Origin of the sequence: Falsiruegeria mediterranea M17 (assembly GCF_900302455.1) — a bacterium.
Lineage (GTDB): Bacteria > Pseudomonadota > Alphaproteobacteria > Rhodobacterales > Rhodobacteraceae > Falsiruegeria > Falsiruegeria mediterranea.
Genome location: NZ_ONZG01000007.1, coordinates 36984 through 52105, shown reverse-complemented (window position 1 = coordinate 52105; position 15122 = coordinate 36984). Strand labels below are relative to the sequence as shown.

At 59.1% G+C, this 15122-nt stretch carries 16 protein-coding genes, 1 tRNA gene and 1 pseudogene; 12 read left to right on the top strand and 6 right to left on the bottom strand.

Features of this window, described 5'->3' with window-relative positions; all coding sequences use genetic code 11:
- Positions 1-180: 180 nt before the first annotated feature.
- A complete protein-coding gene (locus TRM7615_RS14275) occupies positions 181-963 on the top strand; it encodes an alpha/beta fold hydrolase (RefSeq protein ID WP_165821440.1) in 783 nt (260 codons plus the stop codon).
- A gap of 193 nt (positions 964-1156) precedes the next feature.
- Here the strand turns inward: TRM7615_RS14275 and trpE are convergent, their stop codons facing one another.
- From trpE to fabI, 6 genes are all read right to left on the bottom strand, one after another.
- A complete protein-coding gene (trpE, locus tag TRM7615_RS14270; protein WP_108788690.1) occupies positions 1157-2668 on the bottom strand; it encodes an anthranilate synthase component I in 1512 nt (503 codons plus the stop codon).
- 10 nt (positions 2669-2678) lie between these two features.
- Positions 2679-4523: a peptidyl-prolyl cis-trans isomerase gene (locus TRM7615_RS14265; RefSeq protein ID WP_108788688.1), complete on the bottom strand. Its 1845-nt coding sequence runs from the start codon at positions 4521-4523 to the stop codon at positions 2679-2681.
- Between the two features lie 88 nt (positions 4524-4611).
- Complete coding sequence (locus tag TRM7615_RS14260) at positions 4612-5787, bottom strand: aminotransferase (protein ID WP_108788686.1); 1176 nt, start codon at positions 5785-5787, stop codon at positions 4612-4614.
- A 107-nt stretch (positions 5788-5894) separates the two neighbouring features.
- Positions 5895-6398 (bottom strand): xanthine phosphoribosyltransferase, encoded by a 504-nt coding sequence (gene gpt, locus TRM7615_RS14255; RefSeq protein ID WP_108788684.1) that lies wholly within the window; start codon positions 6396-6398, stop codon positions 5895-5897.
- Between the two features lie 28 nt (positions 6399-6426).
- Complete coding sequence (locus TRM7615_RS14250; protein WP_108788682.1) at positions 6427-7041, bottom strand: LysE family translocator; 615 nt, start codon at positions 7039-7041, stop codon at positions 6427-6429.
- Between the two features lie 7 nt (positions 7042-7048).
- A complete protein-coding gene (gene fabI / locus TRM7615_RS14245; protein WP_108788680.1) occupies positions 7049-7852 on the bottom strand; it encodes an enoyl-ACP reductase FabI in 804 nt (267 codons plus the stop codon).
- Positions 7853-7990: 138 nt separating this feature from the next.
- Between fabI and pdxH the strand changes: the two genes are divergently transcribed.
- The 11 genes and pseudogenes from pdxH (at position 7991) to TRM7615_RS14195 (ending at position 14741) form a co-directional block, all read left to right on the top strand.
- Positions 7991-8596: a pyridoxamine 5'-phosphate oxidase gene (pdxH, locus tag TRM7615_RS14240; protein ID WP_108789088.1), complete on the top strand. Its 606-nt coding sequence runs from the start codon at positions 7991-7993 to the stop codon at positions 8594-8596.
- A 126-nt stretch (positions 8597-8722) separates the two neighbouring features.
- Complete coding sequence (locus TRM7615_RS14235) at positions 8723-9259, top strand: cold-shock protein (protein ID WP_108788678.1); 537 nt, start codon at positions 8723-8725, stop codon at positions 9257-9259.
- Positions 9260-9289: 30 nt separating this feature from the next.
- Positions 9290-9733 carry a DUF192 domain-containing protein gene (locus TRM7615_RS14230; RefSeq protein ID WP_235824108.1) on the top strand — a complete coding sequence of 148 codons (444 nt, stop codon included), beginning with the start codon at positions 9290-9292 and terminating at the stop codon, positions 9731-9733.
- Between the two features lie 43 nt (positions 9734-9776).
- Positions 9777-9853, top strand: a tRNA-Pro gene (locus tag TRM7615_RS14225).
- A 308-nt stretch (positions 9854-10161) separates the two neighbouring features.
- Complete coding sequence (locus TRM7615_RS14220) at positions 10162-10338, top strand: periplasmic nitrate reductase, NapE protein (RefSeq protein WP_108788674.1); 177 nt, start codon at positions 10162-10164, stop codon at positions 10336-10338.
- A 9-nt stretch (positions 10339-10347) separates the two neighbouring features.
- A pseudogene (locus TRM7615_RS26250) lies at positions 10348-10524 on the top strand (4Fe-4S binding protein); the annotation flags it as partial.
- Positions 10525-10647: 123 nt separating this feature from the next.
- Positions 10648-10851 (top strand): 4Fe-4S dicluster domain-containing protein, encoded by a 204-nt coding sequence (locus tag TRM7615_RS26245; RefSeq protein ID WP_370739824.1) that lies wholly within the window; start codon positions 10648-10650, stop codon positions 10849-10851.
- Entirely contained in the window at positions 10841-11089 is a 249-nt protein-coding gene (locus TRM7615_RS14210; protein ID WP_108788670.1) for a chaperone NapD, read from the top strand. The genes TRM7615_RS26245 and TRM7615_RS14210 overlap by 11 nt, the downstream gene beginning before the upstream one ends.
- Before the next feature lie 15 nt (positions 11090-11104).
- Entirely contained in the window at positions 11105-13606 is a 2502-nt protein-coding gene (gene napA / locus TRM7615_RS14205) for a periplasmic nitrate reductase subunit alpha (protein WP_108788669.1), read from the top strand.
- Positions 13607-13608: 2 nt separating this feature from the next.
- Complete coding sequence (locus tag TRM7615_RS14200; RefSeq protein WP_108788667.1) at positions 13609-14076, top strand: nitrate reductase cytochrome c-type subunit; 468 nt, start codon at positions 13609-13611, stop codon at positions 14074-14076.
- Entirely contained in the window at positions 14076-14741 is a 666-nt protein-coding gene (locus tag TRM7615_RS14195; protein WP_108788665.1) for a NapC/NirT family cytochrome c, read from the top strand. Before TRM7615_RS14200 ends, TRM7615_RS14195 begins: the two co-directional genes overlap by 1 nt.
- The last annotated feature ends 381 nt before the right edge of the window (positions 14742-15122 follow it).

Genomic DNA, 15122 nt, shown 5'->3' with positions numbered 1-15122 from the left:
CTGTGATTGGCGGATTCGCGCCAATAGAAGGGGGGAAATCCCGGGCGGGTCCGGCACTTTGCGGTAAATGGTGCATGTGAGAGCCCAACTTGCTCATTCGTCAATGCGCGGCGAATGTCGCCTTCGTCGAGGATAGCGTTTGTGATAGGAACTCATCAAGCGATGGGAGACCTTCAAAGCATGCTGCATCACCGGGAAATTGGAACCGGCACCCCCATTGTCCTGCTGCACGGGGTTACGGTTGATCATCGCCACATGATGGATGTCATGGAACCCTGCTTTCGCGGTGCCGGAGCATGGCGGCGCATTTATGTCGACATGCCTGGACATGGGCTCAGCCCGGCGCGCAATGACATCCAGTCGCAGGATGATCTGCTCAGCGCCATGCAAGAGTTCATTGAAGCAAAACTTCCGGCCGAGCGGTTCGCCGTCGCGGGCTTATCTCGTGGCAGCTATATTGCGCGCGGGCTTGTGCACACTATGCCGGAACGCATCTCTGGGGTCGCTCTAATCGTACCGGGAGGAAACCCGTCCTCTGATCCAAAAAGAATTCCCGATCCGCAAGTCATCGTTGAAGACAAAACCATTCAACCGGAATTATCCGAGGCGGAAATTTGGGCGCATGAGAACATGTCGGTGATCCAGCGATGGGATATCGTAGAGAAAAGGCGACAAATCATCGCTCCTGCCCGTGCCCTATTCGATGAGGACCAGGAAGCGCGTATCGTTAATGCGTTTGAGTTCAGTTTTGCGGCAGAGGAAGAGGCGACAACGGTCAATGTGCCAAGCTTGGTCGTTGTCGGCCGACAAGACAGCATCAGCGGCTATCTCGATGGCGTCGATATCATGCACCGATTTCCGCGGGCAACTTTTGCTGTCTTGGATTCTGCAGGCCATGCTTTAGCCTGGGAGAGACCCGAGGTGTTTCACGCGTTAGTTCGTGACTGGCTTGATCGTTTGTGACGCGAAAGCAGACTTCCGTATTGTGTCCGCTCGCTCCGCCAAGCCGACATCTGGTGCAGATAGCTCCCGAAGGTATCTTCGAAAGGTGTTTTTTACATGGCGGCGTGCCTGCAGTGCATTCGGTCCGACGCTCCATCACTTATCGCTAGGGGTTGGCGGGCAGGCTGCGCTCTTTTTTAGGTCCGTGACGGCGTTAGCGGTTCCCGTTTCCGGTAAACCGCGCCGCATCTGCGGCTGCGCGTCGGATGGCGTTGGATTTGTGGACCGTTTCCATGTACTCGGCCTCGGGGTCGCTGTCATAGACAACGCCGCCGCCCGCCTGGATGTAGAGCTTTTGGTCCTGCACCACTGCCGTGCGCAGGGCGATGCACATGTCCATGTCTCCACCGGCACTGAAATAACCCACGCCGCCGCCGTAGACGCCGCGCTTTTCCGGCTCCAGCTCGTCGATGATCTCCATCGCGCGGACCTTGGGCGCGCCAGAGACGGTGCCTGCGGGCATCCCGGCAAAAAAGGCATCAAGCGCGTCCTTGCCCTCGGCCAGTTCACCCACTACATTCGACACGATGTGCATCACGTGGCTGTAGCGTTCGATGATGAACTGCTCAGTCGGGCGCACGGTGCCGATCTTGGCGACCCGGCCGGTGTCGTTGCGGCCCAAATCGAGCAGCATCAGGTGTTCGGCCAGTTCTTTCTTGTCCGCGAGCAGATCTGCCTCTAACGCGCGATCTTCCTCTGGCGTCGCGCCACGCGGACGGGTGCCCGCGATCGGGCGGATCGTGACCTCGTCGCCAAAGACGCGGACCAGAATCTCGGGGCTGGCACCCACGACCTGAAAACCGCCGAAGTTGAAATAGAACATGAAGGGCGACGGGTTTGTCCGCCGCAGCGAGCGGTACAGCGCAAAGGGCGGCAGTGGAAATTCCTGCGTCCAGCGCTGCGCCGGGACCACCTGAAAGATGTCGCCCGCGCGGATGTAGTCCTTGGCCTTTTCGACCGCTTCCATATAGCCGGATTTGGTGAAGTTGCTGACCGGTTCGGCCACTTCGCGCGCATCACCCAGATCGCGGGTTTCGGCTGGCATGGCGCGTTCCAGATCGCGCACCGCATCCATCACGCGCTCAGCCGCCTGGGCATAAGCCGCCTTGGCCGACTGTCCGTCGCTGACCCAAGCGGGTGAAACAACGGTTACTTCACCCTTGACCCCGTCTAGGACCGCCACGACCGAAGGGCGCATCATCACCGCATCGGGCAGGCCAAGCGGGTCTGGGTTCACGTTCGGCAGATGTTCCACCAGCCGTACCATGTCATACCCCAGATAGCCGAACAGACCGGCAGCGGCCTGCGGCAGATCATCGGGCAGATCAATGCGGCTTTCGGCCAGCAGCGCCCGCAGGTTCGCCATCGGGTCGCCGTCTTGCGGCGAGAAATCATCCGCATCAAAGCGGGCCGAGCGATTGAGCGCCGATTGCTCCCCGTGACAGCGCCAGATCAGGTCTGGTTTCATCCCGATGATGGAGTAGCGCCCGCGCACTTCACCACCAGTCACCGATTCCAGCATGAAGGCGTCTTTTTGGGCGCCGGTCAGCTTGAGCATCAGGGACACCGGCGTGTCGAGGTCGGCGGCCAGTCGGGTATAGACGACCTGATTTTCCCCGGCCTCATAGGCGCGGGCAAAACTGTCATAATCGGGGGTCAGCGCCATGCTCTAGCTCTTATTGAAAGTTGGCCTGCACCGCATTCAGAGCGCGCTGATCCAGCGTAGGCTGGGCACGGGTCTGAGCGTCGCGGACGTAGACATCAAATAGGTTGCGGGACAGCGCCTGGTTCATCTGAGCGGCCACGGCCGCTTGGGTCTGCTGCAACTCGGCCGTCTCTTCGGGCGGCAGGATGTCATCCAGACGCACAACAAAGGCGCGACCTTGGCCCCCGATGACGCGCAGTTCACCGGGCTCCATCTCGAACACCTGGTTCATGAAGTCGACTGGAACGCCGTCCAGAAAGGCGGTGCGGGTCAGGCCGTTTTCAACCCTTGTGGGCAGTCCGGTCGCGGCAAAGTCGCCTTCAGTCACCAGCGTTGCCAGTACACTGTCGGCCTGAGATTGCAGCGCGGTATTTGTCTCGGCTGCGGTCCACGCTGCGGCCACACGCGCGCGGGCGCTGTCCAGCGGTTCGGGACGGGGCGGCAGAACCTCGTTCAGGCGCAGGGCAAAGATCGAGCCGTCCTCAAGAAACCCGATCTCGGGGAAATCGCCATCGCGCACGGCCTGAGCGGCTTCGCGGAAACCGGCATAGGCGGCCACGCCATCCGAGCTTTCACTGGTCCAGTCAATCTCACCCACGGTCATCTCGGTCTCGCCGGTCAGTTCCTCAAGCGTAGCGCCACCGGCCAACAGGTCATTGATGTCTTCGGCCTGTGCTTCGATCAGGCGGCGGGCGCGCTCGGCGGCCAGCTCATCGCGCAGTTCGGCCTCGACCTCTTCGAACGGGGTGATGCGCGCGGCCAGTGTGCCATTCACACGGTAAAGCGCGGGCCCAAGTGACGAGGGAAGGGGGCCGACGACTTCGCCAATTTCGGCGGCAAAGATCGCCTCGCCAGCTGCGCCCAATTCTTCGATGGCCATGTCGCCCAGGTCCACATCGGCCAGCGACAGTTCGCGATCCTCAACCAAACGCTCAAAGGTGGTGCCACCGACTTCAAGCTGTGCCTTGGCATCCAGGGCGGCGGCCTCGTCGGTAAACGCCAGTTGTTCGACCAGACGGCGTTCGGGCTGGTTGTATTGTGCTTCACGCTCTTCGAACAGGCGGCGGACGGATGCATCATCCAGTTCGACCTGATCAAGCAACATCTCGGGCGAGAGCAGGGCATAGGTCAGACGCTTGGTTTCGGGCAGAGTGAAGCGGTCGGTGTTCTCGTCATAATAGGTCTGCAACTGCGTGTCTGTCGGGGCCGGAACCGGGGTGGCCAGGGCATCGGCCGAAACGGTGGCCACGGTAAAGCTGCGGCGGGCATAGACATAGTCGATGATCAGATCGGTCATGGTGCTGGGCATTTCGACGCCTTCCATGATCGCGCCTTGCACCAGGGTGCGGGCGGATTCGCGGCGCAGATCTTCTTCGAAATCAGCCTCGCTCAGGCCTGCCTGTTCAAGCGCAAAGCGATACCCTTCGCGATCAAAGGTGCCGTCAACACCCTGAAATGCAGGCACTTCGAGGATTTCCTGCTGCAGGTTCGTGTCGCCAATCGACACGCCCAGTTCGGCCACTTCGTTGTCGAGCGACGCAAGGTTCACAAGGTTGGCAAGCGCAATCCGGTCGATGCCCAGTTCGCGCGCCTGCGCCATCGGCAGGGTTTGACCGGTTTGCGCCTCGACAGCGCGGATTTCGCGCTGCAGCTCGCGGGCATAATCATCGACGCTGACGGTTTGGGTGCCAACTGTGGCGACGGTGCGCACGGTGCCGGTCAGGTTGGTCGCGCCAAAACCCGCAAGACCCAGCATCAGCAGGCCCATCAGGATCCAGACAAAGGTTTTCGATAGACTTTTGACGCCTGCGGCCATGGTTTGCCCCCTGTTTCGGCTTTTTCCGCCGTGTTGATCGACGCCTTGTCTACGATGGCCCGTGCCGGTGGGCAAGGGCCGAACGGGTTCAGAGTGTCAGGCCGCCCAGGCGCTCGAAGAGTTGTCCAATCCCGTTGCGATCGAGATTGGCAAACGCCACCCGAACCTGACGTGTTCCGGCCGCGTCTCCGGCAGGCATGAACATGGTGCCGGGCAGCAGCAGAATGCCTGCTTCGGGCACCAGTTTGCGGGCCAATTCGTCTGATGGCAGATCAAAGGGATGTTCCAGATAGGCAAAATATGCGCCAAGACCCAAAAGCTTCCATCCCTTTGCCTCGAGCATGGGCATCCCGTCAGCAATGGCGGCGCGGCGGTCCAGGATCTCACGGCGTTCCCCCGCCAGCCACTCGCCCAAGTTTTCCATCCCCCACAGGGCGGCATGCTGGCCGATCTGGCCGGGGCAGATGGCGACGGTGTCCAGAAACTTTTCGATCTCGGACAGCAGTGCGGGGCTGGTCGCCAGCGCGCCGACCCGGTGGCCGGTCAGCCGGTAGGCCTTCGAAAACGAATAAAGATGGACCAGCGTGTCATCCCAACCGGGTTGGGAAAACAGCGGATGTGGCGCACCTTCGCGGCTGTCAAAGTCGCGGTAGGTCTCGTCCAACAGCAGGCGGATACCGTGCTTGCGGGCCAGGTCAAAGAAGGCTTTGACCAAGTCCGCGGGGTATTCAACACCACCAGGGTTGTTTGGTGTGACCAGCGAAATTGCTCGGGTTCGCGGGGTGATCAACGCCTCAGCTTTGACCGGGTCAGGCAACAAATCGGGGCCTGTGGTCAACGGCACGGCGGTCACACCCGCCATATCGAGCCACATTTTATGATTGAAATACCAGGGGGTTGGCAGGATAACCTCATCCCCTTCCGTGGTCAGGGCCGAGATGGTGCAGGCAAAGGCCTGATTGCACCCCGAAGTGATCGCGACCTGATTGGCGCGCACCGACGCGGCGTAATGATCAGAGATTTCGCGCGCCAGCCCCGTTCGCAGGTCATCGTTGCCCAACACAGGTCCGTAAAGATGTGCGCTGTCTTCGGTCAGGGCAAAGTCGGCCATCGCTTGCCGCAGGGGCTGTGGCGGCGGATCGACCGGGGCCGCCTGGCTGACGTTGATCAGCGGGTGGTCTGCCGGGAACGTGACACCTTCGAGCCACCGGCGCGCCTCCATCACCGGAGGGGCAAAGGTGGTGGCGGTACGGCTCTGGGTCATATTGGTGATCCTGTTGTCCAATTTCGCACCGCTAATACGGGAAACTGCAGCGCGCTTTGATTTATTCTTGGGTATGCGGCTTGGGTTCACCAAAGCGGCGGTTTGGATCAATCAGTGCCACGATAGGGTTCGACGTACTGCAGCGCCATGTCCCACGGGAAAAAGATCCAGGTGTCCTGGCTCACCTCGGTAATGAAGGTATCGACCATCGGGCGGCCTTTGGGTTTGGCATAGACCGTGGCGAAATGGGCCTTGGGAAACAGCTCGCGTACCAGTTCAAGGGTTTTGCCGCTGTCGACCAGATCGTCGATGATCAGAATACCCTCACCGTCACCCATCAGATCGGCGTCGGGAGATTTCAGCACCTCCGCCATGCCTTGATCCTGATGGTGATAGGATTTGACGCTGATGGTGTCGACAGTGCGGATATCCAGCTCGCGCGCGATGATCATGGCTGGGGCCAGACCGCCGCGTGTGATGGCAACAATCGCGCGCCAACCACCCTCGTCCGGGCCTTGACCGTCCAGGCGCCAGGCCAGGGCGCGGCTGTCGCGGTGGATTTGGTCCCAGCTGATGTGGAACCCTTTTTCGTGTGGCAGACGGTCGGTCATGGTTCTTGCTCCCCGCTGGATAGTGGCGTCAGGTGGCCGCAACCTTTGCTGCGAGCAGGGCCAGAAGCCCACCAAAGGTGCGATCGATCAGGTGTTTGAGGGTCATATAGAAGCGGCGCGTTTTCTCAAGGGCGAAAAGCCGGGCCACAAGTGCATTCCAGAGCGTTTCGCCCAGGAAAATGCAAAAGAGAAGGGCGGCAAGTGTCCAGGTGGGCGTTTCGGCTGGAACCATGCCGACAAAGACAGCACCGAAGAACACCGCCGGTTTTGGATTGGCAAACTGCGTCAGCACACCCAGCCGAAAGGCCGACCAGACCGAACGGGGCGTCGCTGTGGGATCAGGCTCGGCAATTGGTTCATCCGCATGACGCCACATCGAGATGGCCAGCCAGATCAGAAAGGCAGCCCCTCCGATCTTGAGGGCCGTCAGCAGCATTGGCGCGTATTCGAACAACAGAGACAGCCCAAAGAGCGCTGCAGCGGCCCAGGCCACGGCACCTACGCCAATGCCTGCGGCCAGGGCGAACCCTGTTCTGAACCCTTCGGCCAGACCGACGCGGGCAGCCATCAGGACGGCAGGGCCGGGGCTGACCGCCGCCAGCAAGCAAACGGCCCAAGTTGCCAGAAACGCAGCGAGAGTCATGTCGCGCTTACTTTGAGATGTCGGGGGCGTCGACCGCCTTCATGCCGACCACATGATACCCCGCATCGACGTGCAGATTTTCACCGGTGACACCGGCACTCAGATCCGACAGCAGGTAAAGCGCCGAATTGCCGACGTCATCGATGGTCACGTTGCGACGCAGGGGCGAGTTGTATTCGTTCCACTTCATGATATAGCGGAAATCGCCGATGCCGCTTGCGGCCAAGGTCTTGATCGGACCGGCGGAAATGGCGTTGACGCGGATGCCGTCCTTGCCCAGATCCTCGGCCAGGTACTTCACCGAAGCCTCCAGTGCCGCCTTGGCCACGCCCATGACGTTGTAATGCGGCATCACCTGTTCGGCGCCGTAATATGTCAGCGTCAGCATCGAGCCGCCCGCGTCCATCATCTTTTCGGCCCGTGCTGCAACGGCGGTGAAGGAATAGACCGAGATATCCATGGTGAGCTGGAAATTAGCCCGGCTGGTGTCGACATAGCGTCCGCGCAACTCGTTCTTGTCGGAAAAGCCGATAGCATGGACGATGAAATCCAGTTTGCCCCATTTTTCCTCAAGCGCGTTGAACAGGCCGTCAATCGAGGCCTCGTCGCCGACGTCACAGGGCAGAACGATCTCGCTGCCCAATTGAGCCGCCAATGGGTCGACACGTTTCTTGAGCGCGTCACCCTGGTATGAGAATGCCAGGTCTGCCCCCGCGTCGGCGAGCGCTTTTGCGATGCCCCACGCGATTGATTTGTCATTCGCCAGTCCCATGATGAGGCCGCGTTTTCCGGCCATCAGCTGATTTGACATGTTCGGTTCTCCGCCTAACGTCGCGTTGTGTGCCGTTTGGTTTAGGCGATTGATTTGTCAGCTTCAAGGGTGCGAGCAGGGCTTGCCGGGCGATAGGGTTAAGCCTAGTGTCATTCTTGGATGGACTATGGGGATGGAATGACTGATCGCGAAGGCATCTTTGCGGGTGATGACCCGTTTGTAATCGCACGCCGTTGGCTGTCTGAGGCTGAAGGCACGGAACCCAATGATCCCAATGCAATCGCGCTTGCCACCGTGGACGCCAACGGGCTGCCCAATGTGCGCATGGTGTTGCTCAAGGAAATTGAAGATGACGCTTTTGTGTTTTACACTAACTACGAAAGTGCAAAAGGCGTCGAGTTGGATGCCGCTGGCAAAGCGGGCTTTGTGATGCACTGGAAATCGCTCCGGCGCCAGGTTCGGGTGCGGGGCGAGATTACACGCGAAGATGGCCCGCAAGCGGATGCCTATTATGCGTCCCGCTCGCTGAAAAGCCGTTTGGGCGCTTGGGCGTCGCAGCAGTCACGACCGCTCAGCAGCCGGGCTTCGCTTGTGGCTGAAGTGGCCAAGGTGACTGCCAGACATGGGACCAATCCGTCGCGGCCGCCATTTTGGGGGGGATACCGCCTGAAGCCGAGCCACATTGAGCTCTGGGCCGACGGTGCGTTTAGACTACATGACAGGTTCGCCTGGACGAGGGAAAATTCGGGGGGAAGATGGTCAGTGCAGCGTCTAAATCCATGATGTTCACGTGTCGTGAAATGCAACATGTTGATATGAAACATGTTTTTTCGCTTGAATTCCGGATGCAAAATCCGGCACATCAAGGGCCTGAAATATTGTTAACTAACACTCCGCAATGGAAGAGCAGTGGCTGAAGATCTAAGCAGTATGTACCACGTGAATGGCCACGTGAAATGGTTCGACCCCGCAAAAGGGTACGGATTTGTCGTGTCAAACGATGGTGGCCCCGACATTCTGTTACATGTGAACGTGCTGCGAAATTTCGGGCAAAGCTCGGTCGCCGACGGTGCCCAGATCGAGATTGTGACCCACCGCACAGAACGTGGTGTCCAAGCCGTAGAGGTGATTTCGATTGCACCGCCCGAGCGTGGGGAAGCGGCCGTCCTTGCGGATTTTGCTGAACTCGACGCCGAGGCAATGGAAAGTGCCGAACTGGAGCCTGCGCGCGTAAAGTGGTTCGACAAGGGCAAGGGGTTCGGCTTTGCCAATGTCTTTGGCCGGTCCGAGGATGTGTTCCTTCATATCGAAGTATTGCGCCAATCCGGTTTGGCAGACTTGCAGCCGGGCGAAGCGTTGGCCATGCGTGTTATTGACGGCAAACGGGGCCGGATGGCCGCCGAAGTGCTGGCATGGGAAGCGGCAGTCACCCAAGACGAGGACTAAGTGTTGTTTTACCGAGTTATGGTGCTGGTGATGTTTCTGTTTGTCGGCGCCGTTTCTTCGGTGACAGCCGCCTGTCAGGCGAACGTCGTCACCCTCAAGAACGATCAAGCCGAAATCCGGTTCAACATCGAGCTTGCGCAGACACCGGAAGAGCGGTCGCGCGGGTTGATGTTCCGCGACCATCTGGCGTCGCGAGCTGGGATGCTCTTTGTTTTTGAGCAGCCGCAGCGCGTGGCTTTCTGGATGAAGAATACGCTGATTCCTCTCGACATGATCTTTGTCGACAAAACCGGCACCGTGACCAGGGTCCATCAGGGCGCGATTCCGGGGGATGAGACGCCTATTCCCGGCGGCGATCAGGTCTATTCCGTCTTGGAAATCAACGCCGGATTGGCCGCGCGCTACGGAATTTCCAACGGAACTGTTCTGCGTCACGAAGTTTTTTCAAATGGACCCGCTGCATGGCCTTGTTAGGGGTTTTCAAATCAGATCAACCCCGCTAGGAAGGCGCACGGTCCGGGGCGTGGCGCAGTCTGGTAGCGCACCTGTTTTGGGTACAGGGGGTCGTGAGTTCGAATCTCGCCGCCCCGACCACTTTTCTCACATACGCAAGTTCTGAGCTGCATCCCTCGTCTGAAACGACGGGGGTATCTGCAGTTTCCTTCATTAAAATGAATGTGTTGCCCTAAATTCGAACACTTGATCTGTGTCAATTCGCGTGGCCCGCATCTGTGCGTTTCTCAAGCAAACGAAACAGAACGATCTCTGTCAGGTCGAAATATCCTTGGAACGCATCGTAGGTTGGGCGCTCATCAGTTCGGTATCGTCGGTTGTCAAAAGCTTTGACATCTACCGGACTCGTTGTAACCTCGATCCATCATATTTGAAGAGGTTAAGGTGTTATGTCAGATACTCCGGACTTCCAAGATGATCCAGCGCGCTCGAACAAATCGGATGAGCGCACGGCGTTCCTGATACTTGCTGTTGTTCTTGCCCCCGCACTTGCCGTCGCCATCGTGGGCGGGTGGGGCTTTTTCGTTTGGATCCTGCAAATGTTTTATGGGCCGCCCACCGGCTAGAAAGAAGAAATGTCCATTCAGGCTCGTTCCCCCAGCTTTCGCAAGGCACTAACGGGTCGGTCGGCAGACTTTCGACCGCCATGGTCCAGCGAGACCTCGATCAAATCGGACTGCACCAGCTGCAGCCGCTGCATTGATGCCTGCCCCGAGGCGATCCTGAAGCCGGGGCCTGGCAACACGCCCGTGGTGGATTTCAACGTTGGGGCCTGCACCTTCTGCAGGGCTTGCGCGCAGGCCTGTCCCGAACCGGTTTTTTCCGACATATCCGATCCTCCATGGGCGTTGGTTGCGCAGATTTCGGACGGGTGCATGCTGTCGATGGGGATCGGTTGCCAGCTGTGCACCGACATTTGCGATCGATCGGCCTTGCGTCTGGACCTGCGGGTGCGGCCCGTGGGACGTATCGCAATCAACCAAGACGCTTGCACCGGCTGCGGTGCCTGCCTGCCGCTTTGCCCAACGGATGCCATCACACTTGGCGAACACATCGAGGAGGCCGGTCATGAAGGATGAGATCCATATCTCAAGCCTGTTGCTCCGGGCCGACCCGGCAAACCTGGATGCGGTTTGTGCTCGGGTTCTTACACATGACGGGGCCGAGGTCGCCATGACCGACGACACCGGCAAGATCATCGTCACGCTGGAGACGGACAGCGAAGCGGTGATCGTCGAACACATGAATTCACTGAGCCTGCTCGACGGCGTGGTCAGCGTGGCTCTGGTCTATCACCAAAAAGAACAAGGTCTTTAAATCGGGGAGATTGAAATGCCTAACTTGTCCAGACGCGATGTCATCAAAGCCCAGGCCGTGGCGGCCGCGGCTGCGGCGGCCGGGCTACCGATACCGGCAGCGGCGCAAAACCTTGTCACGGATGCACAGCTTACCGACCTGAAATGGTCCAAGGCACCTTGCAGATTCTGTGGTACGGGTTGCTCGATCATGGTCGCAACCAAAGCGGGCCGCGTGGTGGCCAGCCATGGTGACGCCAAGTCCGAGGTGAACCGGGGCCTCAACTGTGTCAAAGGCTACTTCCTGTCCAAGATCATGTACGGCTCGGACCGCTTGACACAGCCCTTGCTGCGCAAGAAAGACGGCGTCTTCCACAAGGATGGCGCGTTTGAACCGGTCAGCTGGGATGAGGCGTTCGACATTATGGCCGAGAAGTGGAAGGCCACTTTGAAAGAGAAGGGGCCCAAGGGCATCGGCATGTTCGGGTCGGGCCAGTGGACCGTGTGGGAAGGGTACGCCGCGTCCAAGCTGATGAAGGCCGGGTTCAGGTCGAACAACATCGACCCTAACGCGCGCCACTGCATGGCGAGCGCGGTTGTCGGCTTTATGCGGACCTTTGGCATTGATGAGCCGATGGGGTGTTACGATGATTTCGAGAACGCGGACGCCTTTGTGCTCTGGGGCTCGAACATGGCCGAGATGCACCCGATCTTGTGGACCCGCATCGCCGACCGCCGGTTTGGTCATCCGCATGTCCAGGTCGCGGTTCTGTCGACGTTCACGCACCGCAGCTTTGATCTGGCCGACATCCCCGCGATCTTTGAGCCGCAGACCGACCTGGCAATCCTCAACTACATCGCCAACTACATCATCGAAAACGACGCGGTGAACAAAGATTTTGTCGCCAAGCACGTGAACTTCAAAAAGGGCGCGCAAGACATCGGTTATGGCTTGCGCCCGGAAAATCCGCTGCAACAGGCCGCCGCCAACCCCGACAGCGGCAAGTCGGATCCGATCACGTTCGAAGAGTTCGCCGAGTTTGTGAAGCCCTATACGCTCGACAAGGCGCATGAGATGTCGGGCGTGTCCAAGGACGCACTGGAAAAGATCGCCAAGCTATATGCCGATCCGGACACCAAGGTCATGTCGCTGTGGACCATGGGCGTAAACCAGCACACGCGCGGGGTTTGGGTCAACAACATGATCTATAACCTGCACCTGCTGACGGGCAAGATCTCGACCCCCGGTAACTCGCCGTTCTCGCTGACGGGGCAGCCCTCGGCCTGTGGCACGGCGCGCGAGGTCGGAACCTTCTCGCACCGTCTGCCTGCCGATATGGTTGTGAACAACCCCGAGCACCGCAAGAAGGCGGAAAAGATCTGGAAGCTGCCCGAAGGTGGCGTGCCGGATTGGGTGGGCTCGCACGCCGTGAAACAGAACCGCGACCTGAAGGATGGCAACATCAACTGCTATTGGGTGCAGGTGAACAACAACATGCAGGCCGCACCCAACATGATGGAAGAGGGGCTGCCGGGTTATCGCAACCCCGACAACTTCATCGTGGTGTCTGACGCCTATCCAACCGTGACGGCCGAAGCCGCCGACCTGATCCTGCCCGCCGCCATGTGGGTTGAGAAAGAGGGCGCATACGGCAACGCCGAACGTCGGACGCAGTTCTGGCATCAGCTGGTCGATGCACCCGGCGAATCCAAATCGGACCTGTGGCAGCTGGTCGAGTTTTCGAAACGCTTCACCACGGATGAGGTTTGGCCTGCCGAGTTGCTGGATGCCAACCCAGACTACAAGGGCAAGACGCTTTACGAGGTGCTCTATGCCAACGGCAAAGTGGATTCCTATCCGCTGGATCAAACCTCGGACGACTATGCCAACCACGAGGCGCAGGACTTTGGGTTCTACATCCAGAAGGGCCTGTTCGAAGAGTATGCCGAGTTTGGACGCGGCAAGGCCCACGATCTGGCGCCCTTTGATACTTATCACGAAGTGCGCGGCCTGCGTTGGCCGGTCGTTGACGGGAAAGAAACCAAGTGGCGGTTCAAGGAGGGGTCCGATCCTTATGTCACCGCTGGCAGCGATTTTGAGTTCTATGGTCACAAGGACGGCAAGGCGATCATCTTTGCGCTGCCGTTCGAACCGGCCCCGGAACGGCCAGACGAAGAGTACCCGTTCTGGTTGGCCACAGGCCGGGTTCTTGAGCATTGGCATTCCGGTTCGATGACCCAACGGGTCCCCGAACTGCACAAGGCGATCCCGGATGCGCTGGTTTACATGCATCCCGATGATGCAGAGGCGATGGGGGTTAGACGGGGTTCGTCCGTCAAGGTGGAATCGCGGCGCGGTCATATCCTCAGCCGGGTTGAAACGCGCGGACGCAACAAGCCGCCAAAAGGTCTGATCTTTGTGCCTTGGTTTGATGCACGACAGTTGATCAACAAGGTCACGTTGGATGCCACCGATCCGCTGTCGAAACAGACCGACTTTAAAAAGTGTGCGGTCAAAGTCGTACCAGTGGGGGCCTGATCATGACACGCAACATATGGATTACCGCAGCAGTCATCAGTTTTGCCGGAGCCGCTTTTGCCCAAGAGCATGTGGCCACCCTGCGATCAGGCACGCCTTTGGCGGACAACGCTGAACCACCGGCGATTGCCAAGGTGGTGAATTCGGACCTGCGCCAGGTGCGCAACTACCCCGAGCAGCCGCCGCTGATCCCGCACAAGATCGACGGCTACCAGATCGACCTGAACGCCAACCAATGCATGCAATGCCACAGCCGCACCGCGGTCGAGGTGAGCCAGGCGCCGATGATCTCGATCACGCATTTCATGAGCCGAGACAATCAGTTCCTGGCCTCGGTGACACCACGTCGGTATTTCTGCAATCAATGCCACGTGGTTCAGGTCGAGGCGCGCGCGCTGGTGGAAAACGGCTTTGTCGACATCGACAGCGTGCTTGAATACGTCAAACAGAACCAGGGGAGCAGCGACTGATGTTGGGTTTCCTTCGCAAACTCTGGGGCACGATAAGACGCCCCAGCGTCCATTACAGCCTGGGCGGGCTGACGATGGGCGGCTTCCTTATGGGGATCATCTTTTGGGGCGGTTTCAACACTGCGCTCGAGCTGACCAATACCGAAACCTTCTGTACCGGCTGTCACGAGATGCGCGACAACGTTTTTGCCGAGCTGAAGACAACCATTCACTATTCCAACCGCTCGGGCGTGCGGGCCACGTGCCCTGATTGCCACGTTCCGCATGAATGGACGCCCAAGATCGCGCGCAAGATGCAAGCCAGCAAAGAGGTGTGGGGCAAGATTTTCGGCACCATCAACACGCGTGAAAAGTTTGTCGAGAAACGATTGGAACTGGCGCAACACGAATGGGCACGGCTCAAGGCCAACGACTCGCTGGAATGCCGTAACTGCCACTCGGCCGAGTCAATGGATATCACCCGGCAAAGCCCGCGCGCGGCGGATTTTCATGAGCGGCTTTTGTTCACTGGTGAAAAGACCTGCATCGATTGCCACAAGGGCATCGCGCACGAGTTGCCCAACATGAAAGAGGCGATGCTGGAGGGCAGCCTAGTGTTGTCCAGCGCGCAAGCTGCGGCCTCTGACGATCTGCACGACTATCTGAACCGGCACGCGCAACACTAAATCTGGTAGGTATCAACAGGGGCAGGGCCGAGGGATTGGCTCTGCCCTTGGTGTGTTTAAGGGCCACACTACGACATCTGGTGGCCGCCTGAAATTGGGGCAGAGGGCCATTTCTTCCCCCGATTCTGTGTCGGTTGGGTGGGAAATTTCGCGACTCGGCACCGCAGCTCGCATCTGATCTGATAATTTTGTCACAGGAAAATGCTCGCTCGATTTTCGTGCTGCATCGCAGAGATTTGCGTTAAGAATTGTTAATAAAATCTGGTAAGTGTGCCGTAAAAATCGAGAAATCCCAGTCTTGCTTGAGGCATCCCCGATGCTGCGCCTTGGGCATAACTTGTGGAGGAATCGGACCTGGCGATGACCGGCCCGAACCCGGGC